The organism is Streptomyces sp. NPDC002623 (assembly GCF_053592635.1).
Genome location: NZ_JBSFWB010000011.1, coordinates 165,869 through 190,399 on the forward strand (window position 1 = coordinate 165,869; position 24,531 = coordinate 190,399).

General features: G+C 71.0%; 21 protein-coding genes and 1 riboswitch. Of the genes, 7 read left to right on the forward strand and 14 right to left on the reverse strand.

Annotated elements, in window-relative coordinates; all coding sequences use genetic code 11:
- Positions 1 to 50 precede the first annotated feature (50 nt).
- From ACWD4O_RS21680 to ACWD4O_RS21690, 3 genes are all read right to left on the reverse strand, one after another.
- On the reverse strand, positions 51 to 827 hold the full coding sequence (locus ACWD4O_RS21680) for a polysaccharide deacetylase family protein (RefSeq protein WP_451282158.1): 777 nt from the start codon (positions 825 to 827) through the stop codon (positions 51 to 53).
- Between the two features lie 176 nt (positions 828 to 1,003).
- Complete coding sequence (locus ACWD4O_RS21685) at positions 1,004 to 2,371, reverse strand: glycosyltransferase (RefSeq protein WP_451282160.1); 1,368 nt, start codon at positions 2,369 to 2,371, stop codon at positions 1,004 to 1,006.
- A gap of 297 nt (positions 2,372 to 2,668) precedes the next feature.
- Entirely contained in the window at positions 2,669 to 3,733 is a 1,065-nt protein-coding gene (locus ACWD4O_RS21690) for a GNAT family N-acetyltransferase (protein WP_451281965.1), read from the reverse strand.
- A gap of 258 nt (positions 3,734 to 3,991) precedes the next feature.
- On the opposite strand from ACWD4O_RS21690, the gene ACWD4O_RS21695 reads away from it, so the two are divergent.
- Positions 3,992 to 4,816, forward strand: a complete 825-nt coding sequence (locus ACWD4O_RS21695) for an HAD family hydrolase (RefSeq protein WP_451281967.1) — start codon at positions 3,992 to 3,994, stop codon at positions 4,814 to 4,816.
- Between the two features lie 54 nt (positions 4,817 to 4,870).
- Here ACWD4O_RS21695 and ACWD4O_RS21700 read toward each other — a convergent pair whose 3' ends face one another.
- Positions 4,871 to 5,353 carry a transglycosylase SLT domain-containing protein gene (locus ACWD4O_RS21700; RefSeq protein ID WP_451281969.1) on the reverse strand — a complete coding sequence of 161 codons (483 nt, stop codon included), beginning with the start codon at positions 5,351 to 5,353 and terminating at the stop codon, positions 4,871 to 4,873.
- A gap of 3 nt (positions 5,354 to 5,356) precedes the next feature.
- Positions 5,357 to 5,570: riboswitch (cyclic di-AMP (ydaO/yuaA leader) on the reverse strand.
- A 697-nt stretch (positions 5,571 to 6,267) separates the two neighbouring features.
- Here ACWD4O_RS21700 and ACWD4O_RS21705 point away from each other — a divergent pair.
- From ACWD4O_RS21705 to ACWD4O_RS21720, 4 genes are all read left to right on the forward strand, one after another.
- Positions 6,268 to 7,278, forward strand: a complete 1,011-nt coding sequence (locus ACWD4O_RS21705; RefSeq protein WP_351904043.1) for a polyprenyl synthetase family protein — start codon at positions 6,268 to 6,270, stop codon at positions 7,276 to 7,278.
- Positions 7,279 to 7,570: 292 nt separating this feature from the next.
- Positions 7,571 to 8,884, forward strand: a complete 1,314-nt coding sequence (locus tag ACWD4O_RS21710) for a LolA family protein (RefSeq protein WP_451281971.1) — start codon at positions 7,571 to 7,573, stop codon at positions 8,882 to 8,884.
- Between the two features lie 62 nt (positions 8,885 to 8,946).
- Positions 8,947 to 9,921 (forward strand): ABC transporter ATP-binding protein, encoded by a 975-nt coding sequence (locus ACWD4O_RS21715; protein ID WP_451281973.1) that lies wholly within the window; start codon positions 8,947 to 8,949, stop codon positions 9,919 to 9,921.
- The gene (locus ACWD4O_RS21720) at positions 9,908 to 10,888 is read left to right on the forward strand and encodes an ABC transporter permease (protein WP_451281975.1); all 981 of its coding nucleotides are present in this window, start codon (positions 9,908 to 9,910) and stop codon (positions 10,886 to 10,888) included. The genes ACWD4O_RS21715 and ACWD4O_RS21720 overlap by 14 nt, the downstream gene beginning before the upstream one ends.
- A gap of 3 nt (positions 10,889 to 10,891) precedes the next feature.
- Here the strand turns inward: ACWD4O_RS21720 and ACWD4O_RS21725 are convergent, their stop codons facing one another.
- From ACWD4O_RS21725 to ACWD4O_RS21735, 3 genes are all read right to left on the reverse strand, one after another.
- Positions 10,892 to 11,509 carry a flavodoxin family protein gene (locus ACWD4O_RS21725; RefSeq protein ID WP_451281977.1) on the reverse strand — a complete coding sequence of 206 codons (618 nt, stop codon included), beginning with the start codon at positions 11,507 to 11,509 and terminating at the stop codon, positions 10,892 to 10,894.
- 68 nt (positions 11,510 to 11,577) lie between these two features.
- Positions 11,578 to 12,900: an amidase family protein gene (locus ACWD4O_RS21730; protein ID WP_451281979.1), complete on the reverse strand. Its 1,323-nt coding sequence runs from the start codon at positions 12,898 to 12,900 to the stop codon at positions 11,578 to 11,580.
- 23 nt (positions 12,901 to 12,923) lie between these two features.
- Positions 12,924 to 13,442, reverse strand: a complete 519-nt coding sequence (locus ACWD4O_RS21735) for a DUF6668 family protein (RefSeq protein WP_451281981.1) — start codon at positions 13,440 to 13,442, stop codon at positions 12,924 to 12,926.
- 216 nt (positions 13,443 to 13,658) lie between these two features.
- On the opposite strand from ACWD4O_RS21735, the gene ACWD4O_RS21740 reads away from it, so the two are divergent.
- Positions 13,659 to 15,074 carry a tetratricopeptide repeat protein gene (locus tag ACWD4O_RS21740; protein ID WP_451281983.1) on the forward strand — a complete coding sequence of 472 codons (1,416 nt, stop codon included), beginning with the start codon at positions 13,659 to 13,661 and terminating at the stop codon, positions 15,072 to 15,074.
- Positions 15,075 to 15,195: 121 nt separating this feature from the next.
- Here ACWD4O_RS21740 and ACWD4O_RS21745 read toward each other — a convergent pair whose 3' ends face one another.
- From ACWD4O_RS21745 to ACWD4O_RS21755, 3 genes are all read right to left on the reverse strand, one after another.
- Positions 15,196 to 16,113 (reverse strand): M28 family metallopeptidase, encoded by a 918-nt coding sequence (locus ACWD4O_RS21745; RefSeq protein ID WP_451281985.1) that lies wholly within the window; start codon positions 16,111 to 16,113, stop codon positions 15,196 to 15,198.
- A 266-nt stretch (positions 16,114 to 16,379) separates the two neighbouring features.
- The gene (gene rarD, locus ACWD4O_RS21750; protein WP_451281987.1) at positions 16,380 to 17,348 is read right to left on the reverse strand and encodes an EamA family transporter RarD; all 969 of its coding nucleotides are present in this window, start codon (positions 17,346 to 17,348) and stop codon (positions 16,380 to 16,382) included.
- Between the two features lie 173 nt (positions 17,349 to 17,521).
- The gene (locus tag ACWD4O_RS21755) at positions 17,522 to 18,376 is read right to left on the reverse strand and encodes an NAD(P)H-binding protein (RefSeq protein WP_451281989.1); all 855 of its coding nucleotides are present in this window, start codon (positions 18,374 to 18,376) and stop codon (positions 17,522 to 17,524) included.
- A 136-nt stretch (positions 18,377 to 18,512) separates the two neighbouring features.
- Here ACWD4O_RS21755 and ACWD4O_RS21760 point away from each other — a divergent pair, with 136 nt between their 5' ends.
- Entirely contained in the window at positions 18,513 to 18,899 is a 387-nt protein-coding gene (locus ACWD4O_RS21760; RefSeq protein WP_451281991.1) for a winged helix-turn-helix transcriptional regulator, read from the forward strand.
- A gap of 31 nt (positions 18,900 to 18,930) precedes the next feature.
- On the opposite strand, the gene ACWD4O_RS21765 is transcribed toward ACWD4O_RS21760, so the two are convergent.
- The 4 genes from ACWD4O_RS21765 to ACWD4O_RS21780 form a co-directional block, all read right to left on the reverse strand.
- A complete protein-coding gene (locus ACWD4O_RS21765; RefSeq protein ID WP_451281992.1) occupies positions 18,931 to 19,992 on the reverse strand; it encodes a 2-oxoacid:ferredoxin oxidoreductase subunit beta in 1,062 nt (353 codons plus the stop codon).
- A complete protein-coding gene (locus ACWD4O_RS21770; protein WP_451281994.1) occupies positions 19,985 to 21,934 on the reverse strand; it encodes a 2-oxoacid:acceptor oxidoreductase subunit alpha in 1,950 nt (649 codons plus the stop codon). The genes ACWD4O_RS21765 and ACWD4O_RS21770 overlap by 8 nt, the downstream gene beginning before the upstream one ends.
- A gap of 251 nt (positions 21,935 to 22,185) precedes the next feature.
- A complete protein-coding gene (locus ACWD4O_RS21775) occupies positions 22,186 to 22,857 on the reverse strand; it encodes a response regulator transcription factor (protein WP_351904001.1) in 672 nt (223 codons plus the stop codon).
- A 289-nt stretch (positions 22,858 to 23,146) separates the two neighbouring features.
- Entirely contained in the window at positions 23,147 to 24,520 is a 1,374-nt protein-coding gene (locus tag ACWD4O_RS21780) for a sensor histidine kinase (RefSeq protein ID WP_451281996.1), read from the reverse strand.
- Between the last annotated feature and the right edge of the window lie 11 nt (positions 24,521 to 24,531).

The window sequence follows — 24,531 nt, forward strand, 5'->3', positions numbered from 1 at the left end:
CAACTATAGGAATTTTCTCTTCTTTTCACACCAAAATCGTCGAACCCTGTTCAACCTGCGAACATCGGCCCCTGTACGACGGCGCGGGCGCGGCGGTACCACCGCCAGCCGACCGTCTTCGGCCCGTCCCGATACGGGGCGACCCGGGCGCCGGAGCCCGCCAGCCAGTCCTCGACATCGGCGAGGGTGTGGCCGCGGCGCACGATGAGCCGGGCGATGCGGTAGAGCTCGTCGCGGTCCGAACTGAGCGCGTGCCGCACGGCGGTGGCCGTCTCGTAGCCCGCGGCGGCCGCCATGCGCCGCACCCGGCCGCTGTTGTAGCCGTGCGGGTAGGCGAGATGGCGGACGCGGCGGCCGAGGGCGTCCTCCAGCACCGAGCGCGACGCCCTCAGCTCGTGCGCGAGCGCCCGGGGCGCGAGCGTGTCCAGCTGCGCGTGCGTGACGGTGTGGCTGCCGACCTCCATCCCGTACTGCTCCAGCTGCGACGCCTGCGCCAGCGTCATCATCGGGGCGGGCGGCAGCAGGCTGCGCCCGCCCGGGGCGATGGCGCCGGTCGTGAGATAGGCGGTGGCGGACAGCCCGCGACCGGCCAGCGCCTCGGCGGTCGCACCGGGCAGGTCGGCGAAGCCGTCGTCGAAGGTGAGCAGCACCGGCCGGGGCGGCAGCGGCGCCCGCCCCGCGAGGTGGTCGGCGAGCGCGCTGATCGTGACGGGCGTACGTCCGCTGTCGACGACGGCGTCCAGGTGCGCGCCGAACTGCTTCGGACTGACGGTGAACTCGGCGATCCAGTCGGGCGGGTCCTCCATCACGGCGTGGTAGAGGAACACGGGGATGCTGTTGCCGACCCCGCCGACCCCGCCGACCCCGCCGACCCCGCCGACCCCGCCGACCCCGCCGACCCCGTCGACCCCACCGGCCGCACCGAGCCCGTCGCCGACCCCGTCGTCTTCGCTGCCCGTGCCGCCTCCGCTGCCCGCACCGCCTCTGTGCGCGGCCCCCGCCATCAGCCCGCACCGATCGATCGTGCAGCGCTCCGCAGCGCGCGCCGGGCTCGTAGATAGCCCACCGGCCCGTAGAGCATGCCGCGCCGCTGGAGCCGGGACAGCCGTCCGGGCCAGGCGTGCGTCCGGTCGTCGTGGCCGCCGGGAATGCCGCCCGCATTTCCTGCGGAGCCCCCCGCATTTCCTGCGGAGCTCTCCGTGTTTCCGGCGGAGACCTCCGCCTCCCGGCTCGCCGTCAGCGTCCGGGCGTACGCCAGCCCGCGGGGCAGCCGGGCCAGGAAGGCGGGCAGCAGGCCGGGGCGGTTGACGAGGATCGCCGTGAGGTAGGCGGTGAGGCCGGCGCCGTAGCCGTACGCCTGGGTCTCCAGGTCCCGCCAGGTCTCCCGGTGGTGGTGCCAGACCAGGGCCTGCGGGGTGTAGTGCAGACGATGGCCCGCGGCCAGGACACGGACGAACCCGTAGAGGTCGTCGCCGCCACGCGCGCGCGTGCCCGCACCCGTCGCAGGGTCGAAGCCGCCGACCGCCCGCAGCACCTCCGTGCGGAAGGCCATGCTGGCGCCGGAGCCGAAGCGGCCCGCGGTGAAGGGGAACAGCGGCTCGTCGGCGGGCGGGTCGTGCGGGTCGTAGGTGCGTGCCGTGAAGCCCTTGGCGAAGCCGCCGTGGCTCTCGAGGAGGACCTGCGCAGGGGTGCGCAGCCGGGCCGGCAGGATCAGGCCGGTGGTGCAGCCGAGACCGGGGTCGGAGACGAAGGGCGCGGTGAGTTCGGTGAGCCAGCGTGGGTCCGCCACGACGTCGTCGTCGGTGAAGGCGATCACCTCGCCGTGCGCGGCCTCGACGCCCTTGTTGTGCGCGACGGCGAGACCGGGCACCGGCTCGGTCACGTACCGCACCCGCTCGGCGTACTTGCGTTCGACCAGATCCCGGGTCGAGTCGGTGACGGGCGCGTTGTCGACGACGAGGATCTCGAAGTCGGGGTGGTCCTGGGCGAGGAGCGAGTCGAGCGCGTGGGCGAGCTTCCCGGTCCGTTCGCGCGTGGCGACGACGACAGTCGTGGACGGCACGGGCGTCGACATCGACACGGCTATAGGGGCCGGCGTCGGTGCCGGCGTCGGCGTCGGGGCGGGCGGGTCTGCGGGCCCCGTCCGGGCCCGGTCTGCGGGCCCCGCCGACGCCCCGGCTGTTTCACGAGCGGCGAGATCCATGAGGACGGCCTTCGGGTCGGCCCCCTCCGGCACGTGCCCGAGCAGCGTTCCGACCGGTCGCCCACCCCTCCTGACCAGCACGAACACCTCGCCGTGCGTGAGCGGCGGGCTGCCCGGTCCGGGTCTGAGCACGCCCCCCTCGTCCAGCTCGAGCTCGGCGACCTGCACCGGCCGGATGTCGAGGAATCTCTGTATCTCCTGCTGCACGATCTCCTGCCGCACGATCGCGTGCGGCACACCTCTTGCGCGGAACACGAACCCCCCTAGAGCCTGTCCGGCGGATCATGCCGGAGACGCGGGGTCTGGCACGCCCACCTGCGGCGTTGTCGTCGGTTGCCGACGCTCCGCGTCGTCGCCCTCCTCCGCCTTGCAGTTGAACGCACCAGACCCCGCTCACGTGTGTTGATGAGTCACCGCTGCTTTCCTCCGACCTGATCCGCCGGACAGGCCCTAGTCCCATGACCGTCACGACCGGCGCAGCCGACCCGCGCCCTTCAAGGTCCGTGCGGCCGTTGCGGCGAGCCTCGGCCGGTTGCGTACGAAGTGGTGCGCGCGGCGGGACGGTTCACGGCTGAGCCAGTAGAGCGCGGCGCCCACCCCCGGACGCGTCCACGCTCCCTCGAACACGGGTATCTCCCCGGTCTTCAGCGAGTCCTTGTACTCGGCCGCGCCGCGCCCCAGGTCGAGCAGGCCGATGCCCTCCGCGGCGGCCGACTCGGCCATCCGCAGATGCAGCACGAGACCGGGCGAGAACTTCGCGAACTCCGGGTCGTACGACGGGAACCAGCAGGCCAGGACGGTCGACGAACGCAGTCCGAAGTGCGCGGCGATGGGCCGCTCACCCGCGTAGAGGACGGACAGCGTGCCGGAGCAGTCCGGTGCGCGTGTCTCGGCCAGCGCGTCCACGAGCCGGGTGATCCACTCCTGGGCGAACCGGTCCCGGCGACCGGTCCTGCGGTACTGCGCGGACTTCCAGCCCATGAGCGTGCGCAGCGCGGCCGGGTCGCGTTCGTCGAACACGAACCGCAGCTCCCCGACCTGCCGGCCGAGCTTGCGCTCCTTGGCGAGGGTCGTCTTCAGGAACTTCGGCGACTGCGCGCGCAGGACGGACTCGTAGGTCTCGTAACCCTTTTCGACGTCGATGACATAGGCGGCGTACTCCTCGGCCGCGTGCGGAAGGAACAGCCCCTGCTCCGCCTCCAGATTGTCGAAGGCGAAGCTCGTCAGGGAGCACGCCCGCATCAGTTCGGCGGCGTTCAGTCCGAGGCCCGGGGCCAGCACCGCGCCCTGCGCGTCCGAGACGCCGTAGGCGAGGGCCTGGCCCTGGCCGAGCCTGCCCCGCTCGTGGGGCAGGAAGCCGACCGGCTCGCGCCCCTCGTAGACCACCGCCACACGTGCGCGTGGCCGCACGCGGCCCACGGCGTCGGTGAATTCCGGTTCCATGAAGGGGTTTCGCGGAAGCGTCGACGCGGCACGCAGTGCCCGCCACCGCTCCCTCTCCCCCTCGCCGAGGTCCTGTGGCCTCAGCACACGAATGCGCCCACTGCTCAACCTGACCCCCCGATCAAGTCCCCCCTGGACACCTGGACGGTACCGCTCCACCCGGGCGTCGCGGTAGGTAGCGTCCCATGTTGTTGCCAACCGGTGCAGAGGCCTTTAACCGTCCACTACCCGGCAACGCGTCAGAAAGCCGTTTCTTTTAAAGGGGAGTTGGCAGAACAGGACAGGACCTGGCCGTCGTTCGGTTTGCGTCGAACCCGGGGGGCGCGGGATCCGTATTCTCTGATCATGGCCGCACCCCTCGCATATGCCGCGCGCACCGCGTACTCCCTGATCGCCACCGACCTGGACGGAACGCTGCTCCGCGGCGACGACACCTTCTCCGACCGGTCGCTCGACGCCCTCGCGCGGGTGACGGCCGCCGGCGCACGCCACCTGGTGGTGACGGGACGGCCCGCGCCCCGGGTCCGGCCGCTCCTCGACCGCCTGCACAGCAGGGGGCTCGCGGTGTGCGGACAGGGCGCGCAGTTGTACGACGCCGGCGCGGACCGTCTGCTGTGGTCGGTCACGCTGGACCGGGAGCTGGCGGAGACCGCGCTCGGCAAGATCGAGGCGGAGGTCGGGCAGCTGTACGCGGCCGTCGACCAGGACGGCGTCGACGGACTGACGCTCATCGAGCCGGGCTACCGGATGCCGCACCCGACACTGCCCGCCCTGCGCGTCGACCGACGCGACGATCTGTGGTGCGAGCCGATCAGCAAGGTGCTGCTGCGCCATCCCACGCTGTCCGACGACGAGCTGGCGGCGACGGCCCGCTCGGTGGTCGGCTCGCTCGCCACCGTCACCATGTCGGGGCCGGGCACGGTCGAGCTGCAGCCCTGCGGGATCACCAAGGCGACGGGCCTGGCACTGGCCGCCGAACACCTGGGTCTGCGGCCCGAGGACACCGTCGCGTTCGGGGACATGCCCAACGACATCCCGATGTTCGACTGGGCCGCGCACGGTGTCGCCATGGCCAACGCCCATCCCGAGCTCAAGGCCGTGGCCGACGAGGTGACGACGTCGAACGAGGACGACGGCGTGGCCGTCGTCCTCGAAAGACTGTTCCCGTAGGACCCCTAGGTCCCGTAGGACCATCAGGGCCTGTAGGTCCCGTAGGGGGTTCTGTCAGTACGCGCCGAACACGTTGTCGATCGAGCCGTAGCGCGCGGCCGCGTAGTTGCAGGCGGCGGTGATGTTGGCGACCGGGTCGTAGGAGTTCCACGACGTGCCGGCGACGTGGTAGGCGCGGAAGGTCGGGTCGATGACCTGGAGCAGTCCCTTGGACGGGATGCCCGCGGCCGCGTTGGAGTCCCAGAGATTGATGGCGTTGGGGTTGCCGGAGGACTCGCGGATGACGTTGCGGTAGATGCCGTTGTACGTCCCCGGGATGCCGTGCTGCGCCATGACCTGGAGCGAGGCGCGGATCCAGCCGTCGAGGTTGTTGGCGTAGCCGAGGCTGGAGGCGGTGGTGACGGTCGGCGTGGCCGCGGAGGCGGTGGTGGAGCCGATGATCGGAAGGGCGAGCACGGCCGCGCCGGTGGCGGCGACGGCGAGCGTGCGGGCGAGACGGGTACGGCGGGCGCGGCGCGGCTGAGCGGCAGCGGACATGACGAAGTTCCTCTCCGGCGCCTGCGAGGTGAGCTGTCGGGTTCGGGCGGGAGCTGCCCGGCCGCGTCCTGACGGATGCGACTTCACCCCAAGCCGTACCGAAGTGTCCGAAACATCCTGAAAATCCAAGACGTCCAGAATTTCGATTCGGCGGCCTACCTGGTTCCCCCGCTCCTGCCGTGCGGTTCTCGATGGGTGTTTCGGGCGGCGGCAGGATTCGGCGTCCGCCCGACAGGCCGGGAACGTATGCGAGAGCACATGTCCGGAACAAGTAGCGGATTCACAGATCACCCCTATTGACCTTGGTCTGTGCCCTATGGGGTGCTTGATCCTTTGTGGGTGCAAAGCCCCAACTTGCTTGAGGGGCGCGGGGAAATGGTGGATGGCGTGCGGGGGGCGGCTCGGTGCCGGGAGTGAGCCAACTCACCAGCAATCACAAGAGTGGCGAATCGGGCATTGTTCCCAACTCATAGTTAAAGGAGCGGCAAAGGGGTGGGCCTGGAATTCTCAGCGCTTTGCTGCCATCCGTTCCCATGTGTCCATTTTGTCGCTCATGGATTTCGTCGATCCGACGACGCGGGAGGCCTCGCGGTGCGGGGCGCCAGGCGGCGCGCCCGCCCGCGCGTGGCGGGAAACGGTCGCGGGGCGCCCCTGGATCACCCGGCAGGCATGAATCACTACTACCTGGTAACTCGATAGGTGTTCGTTCATATGGGCTGATCAGAAACATAACGGGCCGGATCCGGCGTCGGCAGACCCGGCGCGACGCCTCCTCGGCGGGCCCATTCGAGCCTGCGGGACGTGGGGGCTATCGGTGATCGAAACGTGACCGGATACGCTGACTTGAGTGATGGCAGCGACCTATCGACAAACCGCGTAATCGCCAGTAGACACCAGCAGACAGGAGACCCCTCGTGACCGTCGTCGGGCCGTTCGGGCTGAGCGTGCGGGACCAGGCTCTGGAAGCCGATGTCCAGGCCGGATTGGCGGCTGTCGAGGAAGGCTTGCTCGAGGCCACCAAGAGTGAGGTTCCGTTCATCACGGAGGCTGCCCAGCACCTCGTACGGGCGGGCGGGAAGCGGTTCCGGCCGCTGCTCGTGGTGCTCGCCTCGCAGTTCGGGGACCCGTACGCGCCGGGGATCGTGCCGTCGGCCGTGGTCGTGGAGCTCACCCATCTGGCCACGCTGTACCACGACGACGTGATGGACGAGGCCGCCGTGCGGCGCGGGGTGCCCAGCGCGAACGCCCGCTGGGGGAACTCCGTCGCCGTCCTCACGGGTGACTTCCTCTTCGCGCGCGCCTCCCACATCCTGGCCGACCTCGGGCCGGAGGCGGTTCGGGTGCAGGCGGAGGCGTTCGAGCGGCTGGTCACCGGACAGATCCTGGAGACGGCAGGGCCGACGGACGGGCGCGACCCGGTCGAGCACTACCTCGACGTGCTCGGCGGCAAGACGGGCTCGCTGGTGGCGGTCGCCTGCCGCTTCGGGGCGATGATGTCGGGCGCCGACGAGACGGTCGTCGACGTGCTGACGCAGTACGGCGAGCGGCTGGGCGTCGCCTTCCAGCTGGCGGACGACGTCCTGGACATCGCCTCCGACTCGCGCGAGTCGGGAAAGACGCCCGGGACGGACCTTCGCGAGGGCGTTCCCACGCTGCCGGTGCTGCGGCTGCGGGAGCGGGCGGCGCGGTTGTCGCTGCCCGAGGACATCGCCCTGTGCGAGCTGCTGGACTCCGACCTGAGCGACGATGCCCGGCTCGCCGAGGCCCTGGAGGCGCTCCGGGCCCACCCGGCGCTGGAACAGGCCCGCCGGGACACGGTGCGGTACGCGAAGGACGCGCGGGCCGCGTTGGCGCCGTTGCGGGAGTGCGACTCCAAGGCGGCGCTGATGGAACTCTGCGACGCCGTGGTCCACCGAGCCGGCTGACCCCACCCACCGGTCTCCGCCCACCGGTCTCCGCCCACCGGTCTCCGCCCCGTCCCAGCCCGCCCACCGCCCGCCGACCCCTACGGGTCGGGCGTGGTCTCGGCGCGTTGTGTCATACCGGAGGTGTACGTGGAGTTGAGTCCCCGGGTTGACGCTTCCGAAGAGTGGATTTGGTCAGATGGGAACCACGGAAAACACCACTCCTCACCGATTCGGGTGAGAATGGCGGCTTGGGGTGGGGAACTTCAGCGCGAGATGACCAGCCGCCGCCGACGACGGAGGTAAGGCACACATGGCACCGAAGGCATCCGACGACACCACGACCGGCGTGGACGCGACCGCTGGGTACGCGACCGGTGGGGACGCCGACGAGCTGCGCCTCGGGCGGCGCAAGGCAGTGCGGTACGTCGTCCCGGTCACCGTGATCGGTGTCGCGGCGGCGACGATCGGGCTGGTCCCGGCGCTCGCCGACTCCGGCGACCCCGACCTGCCGAAGATCACCGCACAGCAACTCCTCGACAAGATCGCCGCCTCGGACGTACAGCAGCTGTCCGGGACCGTGAAGATCAGCACCGATCTCGGGCTGCCCGACCTCGGCGGGCTGGAGAGCGGTCTCCTCTCCGGCGTCGCGCAGCAGGGCGGTGACGGATCGTCCGCCGATCCGTCCGCCAAGCTCACCGAGCTCGCCTCCGGCACGCACACCCTGCGCGTCGCCGCCGACGGCCCGGACAGGCAGAAGCTCTCGCTGCTGGAGAACGCCGCCGAATACAGCCTCATCCACAACGGCAAGGACGTGTGGGGGTACGACAGCGCCTCCAACGAGGTCTATCACTCCACCGTCGACGAGAGCTCCGACGAGGCCGAGACCCCCGTTCCCGCCACGCCCAAGGACCTCACCGAGGACGCCCTGAAGGCGGTCGACGACACGACGTCCGTGACCGTCGACGGCACCGTCCACGTCGCCGGCCGCGATGCCTACAAGCTGCTGGTCAAGCCGAAGCAGTCCGGTTCCACGGTCGGCGCCATCAGCGTGGCCGTGGACGCGAAGACGGGCCTGCCGCTGAAGTTCACGCTGACCCCGGCGAGCGGCGGCGCCGCCGTCGTGGACGCGGGCTTCACCCAGGTCAGCTTCGCCAAGCCCGCCGCCTCCACCTTCGACTTCACCGTCCCCAAGGGCGCGAAGGTCACCGAGGCCGACGCGGCCGACGAGGCCGGCACATGGGACGAAGGCGGTCCGTGGGACGAAGGCGGCGCGGTGAAGCCGGCCCCCGGGCACTCCGGCAAGTCCGACGACCTCGGGAAGGACCTCGGGAAGGACCTCGAGGCGGATCTCGGCGACACCGGCGGTCCCACCGTCATCGGTGAGGGCTGGACCTCCATCGCCACCTTCGACACCGGCGGCGAGGGCGTGCCCTCGGGCTCCGAGGTCGGCGGCGACCTCGGCGGCTTCCTCGACTCCTTCGGCGACAAGGTGAGCGGCAAGTTCGGTTCCGGAACCGTCTTCTCCACCCGCCTGATCAACGCCCTGATGACTGACGACGGAAAGGTCTACGTCGGCGCGGTCACCAAGGACGCCCTTGTGAAGGCGGCGAACGCGGCGAAGTAGGGGTACTACGGGTACTACGGGTACTTCGGGTACTGAGGATCGGGGGTTCGGTGAGGGCGTCCATGGACGATGACGGCGGCGACGGCGAGAACGGCGATGGCGAAGCCGTCATCCACACCCGCGCCCTCACCAAGCGCTACCGCGGCGGCCAACTCGCCGTCGACGGCCTCGACCTGACCGTCCCCGCGGGCAGCGTCTTCGGCTTCCTCGGTCCCAACGGCTCCGGCAAGACCACCACCATCCGCATGCTGATGGGGCTCATCGAGCCCACGGCCGGCTCGGCCCGCGTCCTGGGGCAACCCATGCCGAGGGCCGCGCGCACCGTGCTGCCGCACGTCGGGGCCCTCATCGAGGGCCCCGCCCTCTACGGCTTCCTCTCCGGCCGCGACAACCTGCTCCGCTACGACGCCGCCGACCCGACGGCCGACCCGCGCACCCGGCGGGCGCGCGTCACGGCGACGCTGGAGCGGGTCGGGCTGACGGCCGCCGCCGGCAAGAAGGCGAAGGCGTACTCGCTCGGCATGAAACAGCGCCTGGGCCTCGCCGCCGCCCTCCTCCAGCCCCGCCGCCTGCTCGTCCTCGACGAGCCGACCAACGGCCTCGATCCACAGGGAATGCGCGAAATCCGTTCGCTGATCCGGGAGTTGGCGTCCGAAGGCACGACCGTGTTCCTCTCCTCGCACCTGCTCGACGAGATCGAGCAGGTGTGCACCCACGCGGCGGTGATGGCGCAGGGCCGGTTGATCGTCCAGGGACCGGTGGCGGACCTCGCGGCGGGGACACGCGGCCGACTGGTCGTGACGACCCCGGACCCCGCGGACGCGGCCCGGGTGCTGAAGGAACAGGGCACGAGCGACGTCGTCGTCGGCGAGGATCTCGTGAGCGCGGAGGCTCCGCCGCCGGACCACGATCTCGCCGACCTGAACGCCGCGTTGGTGACGGCGGGCGTCCGCGTCCGTGGCTTCGCCGTCGAACGGGCTTCCTTGGAGGACGCGTTCGTGGCGCTCACGGGGGAGGGTTTCGATGTCGCAGGCTGAAACGGAGGAGCTGGAAGGGGCGGGGGAGAGCCGGAGCTCCGCGCAGACGCCGACCCGGACCCCGACCCGGACCCCGACCCCGACCCCGACCTCGGCCCGGGCCTCGACCTGGACTTGGACCTGGACGTTCGGAATCCTCCGCAATGAACTGCTGACCACCTTCAGACGCTGGCGCACGCTCGCGCTGCTGGGCGTGCTGGCAGCGGTGCCGATCCTGGTCGGGATCGCGGTGAAGATCGAGACGAGCGACGGCTCGTCCGCCGGGCCCGGTGGCGGAGGAGGCGGGGGCGGCGGGGGTCCCGCGTTCATCTCGCAGGTCACCAACAACGGCCTGTTCCTGGTCTTCACCGCGCTGGCCGTGACGCTGCCGTTCTTCCTGCCGATGGCGATCGGCGTCGTCGCGGGCGACTCGATCGCCGGAGAGTCGAACGCGGGGACGCTCCGCTACCTCCTCGTCGCCCCCGCCGGCCGCACCCGCCTCCTGCTGGCCAAGTACGCGACCGTCATGACCTTCTGTCTGGCGGCCACACTCGTGGTCGCGCTGTCGGCGCTGACGGTCGGCGCGTTGCTCTTCCCGCTGGGCGACCTGACCACGATCTCCGGCACCCGGATCGACTTCGCCGACGGACTGCTCCGGGCGCTGCTGATCGCCCTGGTCGTCGCCGCGTCCCTCATGGGCGTGGCGGCGCTCGGCCTGTTCGTCTCCACGCTCACGAGCAGCGGCATCGCCGCGATGGCCACGACGGTGGGTCTGCTGATCACGATCCAGATCCTCGACCAGATCCCCCAACTCCACGCGCTCCAGCCGTACTTCTTCTCGCACTACTGGCTGTCCTTCGCCGACCTCATGCGCGAGCCGGTCTACTGGGACGACCTGCAGAAGAACCTCGGCATCCAGGCCCTCTACGCGGCCGTCTTCGGCTCGGCGGCCTGGGCGCGCTTCACGACGAAGGACATCACGGCGTAGGCGTCAGCGGGGTGACTCGCTCTCGTACAGGAAGCGGGCCACCGGTGCCTCCTGTGCGAAGAACGTCTTCGCGCGGGTCAGCGCCTCGGTGTCCGTCAGGACGTCGTCCGGCTTGCTGCCGTTGCCGAGCAGCACCCCGCCGAACCGCATCTTCAGGTACGCGGCCGAGTTGTTGAGCGTGCCGACGAGCGGGTCGGCGACCAGGGGCTGGTCGTCCGCGAGCACGGTGACGCCCCAGAGGGTGCGCCCGGCGAGCGTCGCCTTGAAGTCGAGGCCGGGGGTGCGCAGCCAGCCCGACCAGTGGTCCAGGTAGCGCTTGGTCTGGGCGGAGACCGAGTACCAGTACAGCGGGGACGCGATCACGATGTCCGTCGCGGCGAGCGTGGCGTCGAGCAGCAGCGCCGTGCTGCCTTCGGTGGGGCGGACGTGGTCGCTGTCGTGCCGCAGGTCCGCGAAGTCGGGCAAGGGGTGTGCGGCCAGGCTGATCCACGTCTGCTCGACGTCGGAGGGCAACTGCTCGGCGGCCTTGCGGGCCAGTGACTCGGTGTTGCCGTCCGGTCGGCTGCTGCCCAGCACGAACAGGAAGCTGCGGTGCGTCGTCTGCGTCGTCTGCGTCGTCATGATCCGATCCCCCAGGTAGTCGGCGTACGACGATAGTATGCCTCTGCATTAAATGTGTGCGCAATCATTTATGGCGGTGGGTTCAGCGGGTTCAGCGGGTTCAGCGGGCTCTGGGGGCGGGCAGGCTCGGCTCCGGGCGCTCGCGCGGCCGCCAGCAGCGATATCTCCCCGCCGTGCGCCGCGACCATCTGCAACCCCACCGGGCAGCCGTCCGCGCCGACCCCCGCCGGGAGGCTGATCGCCGGGTGCCCGCTCAGGTTGAACGCCCAGGTCAGCGCCGTCGAGTAGCGGTCGCCGGGGCCTTCGTGACCGTGCGCGGCGTTGGGGGTCGTGGGCGTCAGCAGCAGGTCGGCGCCGGAGAAGAGGCCGGCCAGCAGCAGGTCGTTCGCCTCCCGGACCCGTTCGGCCGCGCGGAGGTCCGCGCCCGGGGTGCGCAGCGCGAGCCAGGCCGGGCCGGGGTCCGCCAGCCGCAGACGCGCGTCGGACGGCAGCAGTCGGACGACACCGGCCTCGGCGAGGCGCTCGGCGGCGGCGCGGGCGAGGGCGAGCGGCTCGGGGTCGGGGTCGGCGAAGCCGAGGCCGGGGGAGAAGACGGCGGTCGGCGGCGGCACCGTAACCGCCCGTCCGCCCGCCTCGGAACCCGCTCCTACGCCCGCTCCTACGCCCGCCTCTACGTCCGCCGCAGAGCCCGCGACTGAACCCGCCGCTGAACCCGAAGCCCGCCCCGAGAGCTCCGCCCCCGCCCCCGACCCCGCCTCCGCGACCATGACCCGCCACCAGGCCTCGGCATCCTCCGCGTACCGCACGAGCACACCCGGCGCGGTCAGCCCCGTGCCGTCCCCGGGCAGCGGTCGTCCGTTGGTCGTCTTGAGGCCGATCACGCCGCACCACGCGGCCGGGATGCGTACCGAGCCCGCGCCGTCGCTGCCGGTCGCGAGGGGGACGAGGCCGGCGGCCACCGCCGCCGCGGAGCCGGCCGAGGAGCCGCCCGGTGTGCGGTCGGCGCGCCAGGGGTTGACGGTACGGCCGTGGGTTCCGAGGCCCCAGGTCTGCCACGGGGTGCCGGGTCCGGGTACGGCGGTCGCCCCCACGGGCACGCATCCGGCGGCGATCAACGGGGCCGCCGCACGCAGCCCGTGACGCCCCTTCACCCCGATCGGCACACCTGCCAGCGGCAGCGACAGCGACAGCGGCGGCGATTCGCCCGACCCGACCCGCTCGTCGACCGCCCGCGCCCACCCCTCCGCCCGCTCCTCCCACACCTCGGCGAAGGCGCACAGCGAGCGGTCGATGCGGGCGATCCGTCCGAGCGCCTCGCCGACGACGTCCACGGCCCGCAGCCGCCCCGCGCGTACGCCCGCGGCGATCTCGACGGCCGGAGGCCACTCCACAGGCCCGCCTCCGGTGCCCGGCCTCAGCGAACCCTCCCGCTCACCGCCCCCGTGAGCCGGGACAGCGGTTCCGTCTCCCTCGGCGGGCTTCCGGCCAGGTCGCCGAGACGCCAGTTCGTCACCCACGGGACGCGGTACACGTCGATCACCGATTCGATCACCCGCACCCGCTGGACGAGCGGGCGCGGCAGCCGGCCCGGCGCGTCTGCGACGAGTACGACCGCGTCGAGGTCGAGCCCCTGAGGAGCCGCCCCGCGCCGGAAGACCTCCAGGGTCCGTAGGACGGACTCCAGCCCGGCCGCATGCGTACGGCCGACGAGCAACACGGACGGGGGATCGCCCGCGCCGGGCCATTCCCGCCCGCAGTCGTGGCCGCCGTAGACCGCGGCGAGGGTGGAGCTGCCGGCCCCGCCGTGCGTGGCGACCCACGAGAAGCGGCGGGGCGTGGCGGTGGACGTGTACGGCATGGGCACCGGATCCGGTGCGGCCACCGGTCCGCGGATCCAGATCTCCGGCCCCCGCTGCCCGTCCGTCGTCCGCATCCCCGTGTTCCTCCCAGTCGTCGCCGTCCCTCCGGGACGCACCCTGATCCTGGTGGTCCCGGGGCGGCCCCGGGGAGCGGGGCGTGGGTTCCTGGAACGAGGCTGTGACGTCGTGGTGACGCGCGGACCGGGAGCGCTCGGAGAGACTCAACAGTACGTGCCACGCACGCGTACCTGGACGACCGGATCGTGACGACGCATCCGAGTGAGGAACCGATGTCTCGACTCAGCCGCGAGAAGAAGCGGGAACAGCAGCACCCCGGCCGCCCGGCCGCCGTGGTGGCACCGCTCGATGTCCATGTCCGCGGGGGTGGGACGGCGACGATAGGCGGCGTACCGGTCACGGCGGTCGAAGGCGAGGAGATCCAGCGCGCCGTCCTGAGCCACCTCCACCGCATCGCCCTCGCCACCGGCCACCCGGTCCTCGCCACGGTCCACGACGAACGCATCGGTTACGTCGTCCCCCTGCGGGTGGAACCGGACGGCTCCAGCCACTTCACGGCGGAGCCCCTGCGCACACCGGCGGTGGCGGCGACGGCAGCGGTGACGACGCCGACGGCGACATCGGCGGTGACGACGGCGACAGCGGCACAGGAGGAGCCCTCTCCCGCTCCCGTTCCCGTTCCCGTTCCCGCTCCCGTCCCCGAAGCCCTCACGCCCGTCCCCGAAGCCCCCGCGCCTCTCGAAGACGGACAGCCGCCCTCCCCGCCGCGGCACGACAAGCCCACGCACTTCCTGCGCCCGGCGTCCGAGCCGGTGCGTGACACGGCCCCGACGTTCCCGCTGCGCGCGGTGCCCGATCCGGAGCGGGAGCCGGAGGCGAAGCCGGAACCCTGGGACGAAGTCCCTGCCCTCGGCACGGTCACCGCTCCGACGGGCGTGTTCGGCCCGCCTCCGCAGATGGACGAGCAGCCGAACCCGGACACTGCCCCTACCTCTACCCCTACCCCCACCCCCATCTCGACCCCGATCCCACTGCCACTGCCGCTCCCGACCCCTGCCACAGCCCCTGCACCCGCTGCTCCCACCCCCTTCGTCCCCGACGAGGTCATCTCCGACTCGGTCTCCGCCGCCGAGGCCGACCTCAAGCCCACCCCCGCCCGCGGCTTCGACGCCGTCGCGGAGGCGGTGCTGGGGGACGATCCCCGTGCCCTGCACGGCGACGGCGGCGTCCCCGCACTCCTCGGGGAACCGGTGGCGCAGATCAACGAGGCCGTGCGGGCGGGCCGGATAGACGCCGCGGCCGGCCTCGCGGAGCGGACCGTGCTGGAGGCGTCCGGGACGCTCGGGCCGGAGCACCCCGAAGTGCTCCGGCTACGCGAACTCACCGCGTACATCGCCTACCTGGCAGGCGACCCGCTGCGTGCCTTCCATGTCTCCCTCGACCTGGCCCGTATCCGCCGCCGGGCCCGGGACGCGGAGGCCGCGTACGGCAACGTCCAGAGCGCGGCGGCGGCCTGGCGTGCCGTACGGGACCCCCTGCAGGGGCTGAACCTGGGGACCGAGCTCCTCGGCCTGTGGACGGAGCTCAGCACCGAGGAGGGACCGGCCGCCGACGACGTCGAGCAGCTGGAGTCGGCCCGCGCGCGCATGCTCCGCCTGGCGGAACGCGCCCGTAAGGCAGGCGCGTAGCCACCTCGTCGTCCGGCGGCTACGGCGACTCCGGCCGGTCTGGCCGGTCTGGCGAGTCCGGCCGGTCCGGCACGTCAGGCCCCGTCTGGCGGCCCCGTCTGGCCCCGTCCCGTCCGGGTGATCAGGCGGACAGGTTCCAGATCGCGTACGCCAGTGCGTCCGCGTTCCGGTCCAGGGCGGTGTCGTTGATGTTGGCGGTCGTGTCGCAGGAGGAGTGGTAGCAGCGGTCGAAGGCCAGCCCGGCCGTGCCGCCCCACTTGGCCGCCTGCGCCGCCGTCTTGATGTAGTCGGCACCGCTGAACAGGCCGCCCACCGGCACGCCCACGTTCTTGAAGGGGGCGTGGTCGGAGCGGCCGTCGCCCTCTGTCTCGATCTCCGTCGGGATGCCGAGGCCGGCGAAGTAGTCCTTGAAGGTCTGCTCGATGGCCGGGGCGTCGTCGTAGACGAAGTAGCCGGGGTTCGGCGAGCCGACCATGTCGAGGTTGAGGTAGCCGCTGATGCGTGCGCGGTTCGCGGAGGACAGGTTGTTGACGTAGTACCTGGATCCGACCAGGCCCAGTTCCTCCGCGCCCCACCAGGCGAATCGCAGATGCTTGGTGGGCGCGTAGCCGGACCGGGCCACGGCCAGCGCCGTCTCCAGCACGGCGGCCGAGCCGGAGCCGTTGTCGTTGATGCCGGCCCCCGATGTGACGCTGTCGAGGTGGGATCCGGCCATGACCACCTGGTTGGCGTCGCCGCCGGGCCAGTCGGCGATCAGGTTGTAGCCGACGCGGGCAGACGAGGTGAACTGCTGGATGGTGGTGGTGTACCCGGCGGCGTCCAGCTTGGCCTTCACATAGTCGAGCGAGGCCTTGTAGCCGGTCCGGCCGTGGGCGCGGTTGCCGCCGTTGGCGGTGGCGATGGACTGCAGCTGGGCCAGATGAGCCTTGACGTTGGCCAGCGGGATGTCGGGAGCGGCGGCCAGGGGTGCGGCGGCCAGGGGTGCGGTGGCCTGCGGCGCGGGGGCCGCACCGGCTATCGATCCGCCAGTCAGGAGCATGACAAGCGAAACGATGCCGACAGCCGCCGTGCGTCCGGAAACGGGACGCTTGGCGAGTCTGGGGAGCTTGGGTGACTGCATGTGGGGGGCTCCGAATTCCTCGGGGGTCTCCGGATCACAGAGACTCCACAGTGAATGGGGTTCCAGGATGGTGAACTCGCCACTGACGCCACGTCAAGAGCGCTATCAGGACACGGGGTTCACATTCCGGACAAGAGGGAGCCCCCAAGTCGTATCGAACGGGGTCCGGGGGCAGAGCCCCCAGGTCAGACGTCCACGGCGGCGGGCGGCACCGAGGCCGCGACCGGAACCGTCTCCACCGTCTCGGCCGCCGCCACCTTCTTCGGCCGCCGTGAGGAGCGCCACGCATCCCCCGTGAGCAGCACCAACGCCAGCCACACCAGTGCGAACCCGGCCCAGCGCTCGGCCGGCATGGCCTCGCCGAAGTAGAGGACGCCGAGCAGGAACTGGAAGACCGGGGCCATGTACTGCAGCAGGCCCAGCGTGGACAGCGGCACGCGGATCGCCGCCGCACCGAAGCAGACGAGGGGGAGTGCGGTGACGATGCCCGTGGAGGCGAGCAGGGCCGCGTGTCCGGTGCCCTCGGTCGTGAAAGTGGCGTCGCCGTGCGCGGACAGCCACAGCAGATAGCCCAGCGCGGGCAGGAACTGCACGGCGGTCTCGGCGGTCAGCGACTCGACCCCGCCGAGGTTGACCTTCTTCTTCACCAGCCCGTAGGTGGCGAAGGAGAAGGCGAGACAGAGCGAGATCCACGGCGGGCGGCCGTAGCCGATGGTCAGGACCAGCACCGCGCTGAAGCCGACGCCGACCGCCGCCCACTGCACGGGCCGCAGTCGCTCCTTGAGGATCAGTACGCCCATCGCGATGGTGACCAGCGGATTGATGAAGTAGCCGAGCGACGCCTCGACGACATGGCCGCTGTTCACGGCCCAGATGTAGACGCCCCAGTTCACGGTGATCACGGCCGCGGCGATCACGACGAGACCGAGCCGGCGCGGCTGCCGCAGCAGCTCACCGGCCCACGCCCAGCGTCGTACGACGAGCAGTGCGACGGCGACGAAGGCGAGGGACCACACCATGCGGTGGGCCAGGATCTCGGTCGCGCCGGCCGGCTTGAGCAGCGGCCAGAAGAGGGGCACCAGGCCCCACATCCCGTACGCCGCGATGCCGTTCAGCAGGCCTATCCGGCCTTCACTCCTCGACGTCCCGGCCACGGGGCCCCTCCCTTTCACCGTCAGGCATGCGTGGACGAAGGTAACGCCGAGCACCCCTGTCTGTCATGCCCGTATCGCTATACGGTCATGACAGGCAGGGGTGGGGCGGAGCAAGGGCCCGTTACGGGGCCCTTCAGCCCTTCAGTCCGTCACTCCTTCGGTCCGACAGCTCGTCAGCCCTTCAGCGCCGCCGTGATCGCCTCGGCGAGCGGAGTGGTCGGGCGGCCCGCCAGCCGGGACAGGTCACCGCTCGACACGACCAGCTCGCCCTTCTCGATGGACGTGTCCACGCCGGCCAGGATCGCGGCGAACTGCTCGGGCAGTCCCGCGCCGGTCAGGATGCCGATGAGCGCCTCGGCCGGAACGGCGTTGTAGGCGATCTCCTTGCCGGTCTGCTTGCTCAGCTCGGCCGCGTACTCGGCGAAGCTCCACGCCTCGTCGCCGCCCAGCTCGTACGTCTTGTTCTCGTGGCCCTCGCCGGTCAGCACGGCGACGGCGGCGGCCGCGTAGTCCGCGCGGGAGGCGGAGGAGACCCGGCCCGCACCGGCGGCGGACACGACCGCGTTGTGCTCCAGCACCGGGGCGAGCTGCTCGGTGTAGTTCTCGTGGTACCAGCCGTTGCGCAGCAGCGCGTACGGCAGACCGGAGGCGAGCAGCGCCTTCTCGGTGGCGCGGTGGTCGTCCGCCAGCGCCGCGCTCAGGCTGCCCGGCGCGCTGGTGTACGCGAGCAGCGCGGCCCCGGCCGCCTTCGCGGCGTCGATGACGACCTGGTGCTGGGCCGGGCGGCCCTTGTCGAACTCGTTGCCCGAGATCAGCAGCACCTTGTCGCCGGCCGCGAACACGCCGTCGAAGGTCTCGGGGGCGTTGTAGTTCGCGACGGCGATCTTCACGCCCTTGGCCGCGAAGTCGGCGGCCTTGGTCTCGTCGCGTACGACGGCCGTGATCTGCTCCGCCGGAACCTTCTCCAGCAACTGCTCCACGACGTGACGGCCGAGGTGTCCGGTGGCTCCGGTGACGACGATGCTCATGGCTCAGGAACTCCTAGTGGGGGTCAGCGGGTCTGGTACTAACTCTACGGGCGGCACTAACTCACCGAAAGTACCCACTTTGAAGTAAGGTACTGGCATGGCAGTAAGTGAAAACACCACGGCAGGTGCGGCAGCCATGGAAACCATGGCTCCACGGGTCGTCGATGCGATGTGCCCCTCCCGTCTGGTCCTGGAGCACGTGACGAGCCGCTGGGGCGTCCTCGTCCTGATCCACCTCCTCGGCCGTCCGCACCGCTTCAGCGAACTGCGCCGGGCGATCGGGTCGGTCAGCGAGAAGATGCTGACCCAGACCCTGCAGACCCTGGAGCGCGACGGTCTGGTCCATCGTGACGCCAAGCCGGTGATCCCGCCGCGCGTCGACTACTCGCTCACCGACCTCGGCCGCGAGGCCGCGGAGCAGGTGCGCGGGCTGACCCACTGGACGTACACCCGCTTGGCCGACGTGGAGAAGGCCCGCCAGGCATACGACGAGGCCCGGGAAATCCAGTCCCGGGCCTCGTGAACCGCAGCAGATCCGCGCCGCGACAACCGTCTCAGCCGACGACCGTCCAGGTGTCCCCGCCCGCCAGCAGCGCGGCGAGATCGCCCTTGCCGTGCTGTTCGACGGCCGCGTCGAGCTGCTCGGCCATCTGGGTGTCGTAGACCGGCCGTCGGATCGAGCGCAGCACGCCGATCGGGGTGTGGTGCAGGGTGTCCGGATCGGCCAGCCGGGACAGCGCGAACGCGGTCGTGGGCGAGTCCGCGTGCGCGTCGTGGACGAGGATGTCCGCCTCGTTGTCGGCGGTCACCGTGACCACCTTCAGATCCCCCGTCCGCCGGTCGCGGACCACGCCCCGCGCGCGGTCCGCCCCGAAGCGGATCGGCTGCCCGTGCTCCAGGCGGATCACCGCCTCCTCCGCCGACTGCCGGTCCTTCAGCGCCTCGAACGCGCCGTCGTTGAAGATGTTGCAGTTCTGGTAGATCTCGATCAGCGCCGTACCGGGGTGGGCGGCGGCCTGGCGCAGCACCTCCGTCAGATGCTTGCGGTCGGAGTCGATGGTCCGCGCCACGAACGAGGCCTCGGCCCCGAGGGCCAGCGAGACGGGGTTGAAGGGCGCGTCCAGTGACCCCATCGGCGTCGACTTGGTGATCTTGCCGACCTCGGAGGTGGGGGAGTACTGGCCCTTGGTCAGTCCGTAGATACGGTTGTTGAACAGCAGGATCTTCAGGTTGACATTGCGTCGCAGGGCGTGGATGAGGTGGTTTCCGCCGATGGAGAGCGCGTCGCCGTCCCCGGTCACCACCCACACGCTCAGGTCCCGCCGGGAGGCGGCCAGCCCGGTCGCGATCGCCGGCGCGCGCCCGTGGATGGAGTGCATCCCGTAGGTGTTCATGTAGTAGGGGAAGCGGGAGGAGCAGCCGATGCCGGAGACGAAGACGATGTTCTCCTTGGCCAGCCCCAGCTCCGGCATGAAGCCCTGGACGGCCGCCAGGATGGCGTAGTCACCGCAGCCGGGGCACCAGCGCACTTCCTGGTCGGACTTGAAGTCCTTCATGGACTGCTTGGCCTCGGCCTTGGGGACGAGCTGCAGCAGACCGTTCGTGGCGTCAGTCATCGATGGCCTCCTTGAGCGCTGCGGCGAGCTGTTCCGCCTTGAATGGCATGCCGTTGACCTGGTTGTAGGACTGGGCGTCGACCAGGTACTTCGCCCGGACGAGGGTGGCGAGCTGGCCGAGGTTCATCTCGGGGACGACGACCTTGTCGTAGCTCCCCAGCACCGTGCCGAGGTTGCGCGGGAAGGGGTTGAGGTGCCGCAGATGGGCCTGCGCGATGGCCTCGCCCGCCGTCCGCAGCCGTCGTACCGCAGCGGTGATGGGCCCGTAGGTGGAGCCCCAGCCCAGCACCAGCGTCCTCGCCTCGTGCGGGTCGTCCACCTCGAGGTCGGGCACGTCGATGCCGTCGATCTTGGCCTGCCGGGTGCGGACCATGAACTCGTGGTTGGCCGGGGCGTAGGAGATGTTCCCCGTCCCGTCCTCCTTCTCGATCCCGCCGATGCGGTGCTCGAGACCCGGCGTGCCCGGGACCGCCCACGGCCGGGCGAGGGTCTGCGGGTCGCGCTTGTACGGCCAGAACACCTCGCTCCCGTCGTCCAGGGTGTGGTTGGGGCCCTGCGCGAACTGCACGGTCAGATCGGGCAGCTCCGCGACCTCCGGGATCCGCCAGGGCTCCGAGCCGCTGGCCAGATAACCGTCGGAGAGCAGCATCACGGGAGTGCGGTAGGTGAGGGCGATCCGGGCCGCCTCCAGTGCCGCGTCGAAGCAGTCGGCGGGTGTGCAGGCGGCCACGATCGGGATGGGGGCCTCGCCGTTGCGGCCGAACATCGCCTGCAGCAGATCCGCCTGCTCGGTCTTGGTCGGCAGCCCGGTCGACGGCCCGCCGCGCTGGATGTCGATCACCAGCAGCGGCAGCTCCAGCGAGACCGCGAGACCGATGGTCTCCGACTTCAGCGCCACCCCGGGGCCGCTCGTCGTGGTCACCGCCAGCGAGCCGCCGAAGGCCGCGCCCAGCGCCGCCCCGATGCCGGCGATCTCGTCCTCCGCCTGGAAGGTGCGCACCCCGAAGTTCTTGTGCCGGCTCAGCTCGTGCAGGATGTCCGAGGCCGGAGTGATCGGGTACGAGCCCAGGAACAGCGGCAGATCCGCCTGCCGGGACGCGGCGACCAGCCCGTACGCCAGAGCCAGGTTCCCGGTGATGTTCCGGTACGTGCCGACGGGGAACGCCTTCGACGCCGGAGCCACCTCGTAGGAGACGGCGAAGTCCTCGGTCGTCTCCCCGAAGTTCCAGCCCGCCCGGAACGCCGCGATGTTGGCGGCCGCGATGTCCGGCTTCCGCGCGAACTTCGACTTCAGGAACTTCTCGGTGCCCTCGGTCGGCCGGTGGTACATCCACGACAAGAGGCCGAGCGCGAACATGTTCTTGCTGCGCTCGGCCTCTTTGCGGGTGAGGGCGAAATCTTTCAGAGCCTCGACGGTCAGGGTGGTCAGTGGGACCGGATGGAGCTGGTAACCGTCGAGGGAACCGTCCTCCAGCGGCGAGGCCGCGTACCCCACCTTCTGCATCGCGCGTTTCGTGAATTCGTCCGTGTTGACGATGATCTCCGCGCCGCGCGGCACATCCGCGATGTTCGCCTTCAGCGCCGCCGGGTTCATCGCGACCAGCACATTCGGCGCGTCGCCGGGTGTGAGGATGTCGTGGTCGGCGAAGTGCAGCTGGAAGGAGGAGACGCCGGGCAGGGTGCCGGCGGGCGCACGGATCTCGGCGGGAAAGTTCGGCAGGGTGGACAGATCGTTGCCGAACGACGCCGTCTCCGAGGTGAAACGGTCACCGGTGAGCTGCATACCGTCACCCGAGTCACCCGCGAACCTGATGATCACCCGGTCGAGACGACGTACGTCCTTCGTCGCACCGCCCGGTTTGCGCTGTTCTCCCACTACGGTTCCGTCGGCCTGCTCGTCCTGCCCGGCCTTGTCCGCTGCGCTGCTGACCTGACTGGTCACTGAACTGGACCTCCTTCGAGGCGGCTGTCCCGGGAGCGGCCTTCCCCAAGGCGCTCCCGGATCAACCCTACGTCTGTAAGGGTCGCCTTCCCTCGGCCATTCGTAAGACGTCACTGCCTCCGAGACGGCCCGGCACCCGGACTTGTCATGATTTCCCGTCCCACCATGCCGCCCCGGCAGACGCACCGGCCGCCGCCCACGAGAGTGGCGACGCCCGACGATGCCCTGACGCCTGGCACAGTGCCATCCCGTCAGGAATTGAGGTAGGTGAGGACCGCGAGAACGCGACGGTGATCCCCGTCACTGGGCGACAGCCCGAGCTTCAGGAAGATGTTGCTGACGTGCTTCTCCACCGCCCCGTCGCTGACGACCAGCTGCCGGGCGATCGCGGAGTTCGTCCGCCCCTCGGCCATCAGCCCGAGGACCTCCCGCTCCCGTGGCGTGAGCCCCGCCAGCACGTCCTGCTTCCGGCTCCGCCCGAGCAGCTGAGCGACGACCTCCGGATCGAGGGCCGTGCCGCCCTGGGCGACCCGCACCACGGCGTCCACGAACTCCCGCACCTCGGCCACGCGATCCTTGAGCAGATACCCGACCCCGCGGCTGGAACCGGCCAACAGTTCGGTGGCGTACCTCTCCTCCACGTACTGCGACAGCACCAGCACCCCGAGCCCCGGATGCGCCTTGCGCAGCTGTACGGCGGCCCGTACTCCTTCGTCCGTATGGGTGGGCGGCATCCGCACGTCCGCGACGACGACGTCGGGCAGCGCACCCTCGTCGTCGAGCTCGGTGATGGTCTTGACCAGCGCCTCGGCGTCCCCCACCCCCGCGACGACCTCGTGGCCCCGGTCGGTCAGCAACCGGGTCAGTCCCTCCCGCAACAGCACCGAATCCTCGGCGATGACCACCCGCACCCTGTCCTCCACGATCCTCGGCCCCCCAGCCGTCCACCCGTTGGTCGAACCAGTCAACGAGTCAAGCATTCCAGCATCTGGCTGGTCTGCACCCGGCATCGGGCGGGTCGAGGGTCAGGAAGGCGGGAAGAAGCGGGAAGAAGGCGCGAAGAGGAGGGCGGAGGCCGGCTTTTCCGGCTGCTCAGGGTGCCGAGGAAGGGCGGGGCGGGAGGGCGGGGGCAGGGAAAGGCAGGGGCCGGGATGGTGGGGTCCTGGAAGGCAGGGGCCGGGATGGCGAGTGCCGGGGAGGCTGGGTGGGCGCTCAGATTCGGCTGCCGCCCCGCCAGGGCAGCTCCGCGGTGATCCGCGTGGGCCCGCCCACCGGCGAGTCGACGACGAGAATCCCGTCCACCGCGTCCAGCCGCCCGGCGAGCCCGGCCAGCCCGGAGGACTCCCCGGCGGTGGCATCGGCCCCGCCGACACCGTCGTCCACCACCTGCAGCATCAGCCGGTTCTCCACCCGCCACACATCGACCGACGCCGACCGGGCCCGGCTGTGCTTGCTGATGTTCTGCAGCAGCTCCGAGACGGTGAAGTACGCGATCCCCTCGATCGCCGGCGCCGGACGCTCCACCAGATCCACGTCCACCCGCACCGGCACCGTGCACCGCGACGCCACCGAGGACAGCGCCGCGTCCAGGCCCCGGTCGGTCAGCACCGCCGGATGGATCCCGCGCGCCAGGTCCCGCAGCTCCTGCAGCGCCGTCTTCACCTCACCGTGCGCCTCGCCGACCATCCGGGCCGCGGCCTGCGGATCCTCCCGCAGCTTCTCCTTCGCCAGCCCCAGATCCATGGCCAGAGCCACCAGCCGGGCCTGCGCGCCGTCGTGCAGATCGCGCTCGATGCGCCGCAGGTCGGCGGCCGCCGTGTCCACCACGACCCCCCGGTCCGACTCCAGCTCCACCACCCGCGCCCCCAGCGACGACGGCCCGAGCAGCCCGTGCACCAGCAGCCGGTCCACCGTCGTCAGCGCCCGCACGATCCACGGCGTGGCCAGCGTGATCAGCAGGCCCACCAGCGCCGTCACGGTGATCTCGAAGGGGTTGTCCAGGTAGACGCTGTGCTGCTCGTCGCCGTACAGCTGAAGCCCGCCCTGACCGCCGTACATCGGGAAGAGCCAGAACCACAGCGGATACGTCAGCATGGCCCAGCCGCACGTCCACACGGTCACGGCGACGCCGAAGGAGAACACCGCCCACGGGAGCTGCAGCACCGCGTACAGCACACTCCGCCACGACGTGCCGCTCTTGAGGACGGCCGCCATCCAGGCCATCGCGCCGCTCCCGCGCGTCCGCAGCGGCTCGGGCGCGGCCACCTCCAGGCCGAGCAGCCCGCGCGCCCGGGCCCGCTCCAGCGCGCCGAAGCCCCGGCACGCGGCGAGCCCCGCCGCCAGCACCGGGATGCCGAGGAACGTCACCAGCAGCCCCGCCCCCAGCGACAGCATCGTGACCGCGAAGGAGAACAGGACGACGCCGATCGGCAGCCCCAGCAGGACGTAGACGAACTCACCCAGGTGGCGCGCGGTGAGCGGCTCCCGCAGCCCCGTCGGCAACAGATGCCGACGCTCGCGCCGCTCATGCCGGTCGTCGTGCCCGTACTCCCCGTACTGCTCGTATTGCCCGTACTGCGTGGCCATCGGCGTGGTCC

What these genes read in the sequence shown, in the direction of transcription:
- ACWD4O_RS21735 (WP_451281981.1), bottom strand. Translation starts at nt 13,442, where the DNA reads ATGCGGACGACGGACGGGCAGCGGGGGCCGGAGATCTGGATCCGCGGA.
- ACWD4O_RS21780 (WP_451281996.1), bottom strand. Translation starts at nt 24,520, where the DNA reads ATGGCCACGCAGTACGGGCAATACGAGCAGTACGGGGAGTACGGGCAC.
- ACWD4O_RS21720 (WP_451281975.1), top strand. Translation starts at nt 9,908, where the DNA reads ATGTCGCAGGCTGAAACGGAGGAGCTGGAAGGGGCGGGGGAGAGCCGG.
- ACWD4O_RS21700 (WP_451281969.1), bottom strand. Translation starts at nt 5,353, where the DNA reads ATGTCCGCTGCCGCTCAGCCGCGCCGCGCCCGCCGTACCCGTCTCGCC.
- ACWD4O_RS21760 (WP_451281991.1), top strand. Translation starts at nt 18,513, where the DNA reads ATGGAAACCATGGCTCCACGGGTCGTCGATGCGATGTGCCCCTCCCGT.
- ACWD4O_RS21710 (WP_451281971.1), top strand. Translation starts at nt 7,571, where the DNA reads ATGGCACCGAAGGCATCCGACGACACCACGACCGGCGTGGACGCGACC.
- ACWD4O_RS21725 (WP_451281977.1), bottom strand. Translation starts at nt 11,509, where the DNA reads ATGACGACGCAGACGACGCAGACGACGCACCGCAGCTTCCTGTTCGTG.
- ACWD4O_RS21695 (WP_451281967.1), top strand. Translation starts at nt 3,992, where the DNA reads ATGGCCGCACCCCTCGCATATGCCGCGCGCACCGCGTACTCCCTGATC.
- ACWD4O_RS21715 (WP_451281973.1), top strand. Translation starts at nt 8,947, where the DNA reads ATGGACGATGACGGCGGCGACGGCGAGAACGGCGATGGCGAAGCCGTC.
- ACWD4O_RS21740 (WP_451281983.1), top strand. Translation starts at nt 13,659, where the DNA reads ATGTCTCGACTCAGCCGCGAGAAGAAGCGGGAACAGCAGCACCCCGGC.
- ACWD4O_RS21755 (WP_451281989.1), bottom strand. Translation starts at nt 18,376, where the DNA reads ATGAGCATCGTCGTCACCGGAGCCACCGGACACCTCGGCCGTCACGTC.
- ACWD4O_RS21765 (WP_451281992.1), bottom strand. Translation starts at nt 19,992, where the DNA reads ATGACTGACGCCACGAACGGTCTGCTGCAGCTCGTCCCCAAGGCCGAG.
- ACWD4O_RS21745 (WP_451281985.1), bottom strand. Translation starts at nt 16,113, where the DNA reads ATGCTCCTGACTGGCGGATCGATAGCCGGTGCGGCCCCCGCGCCGCAG.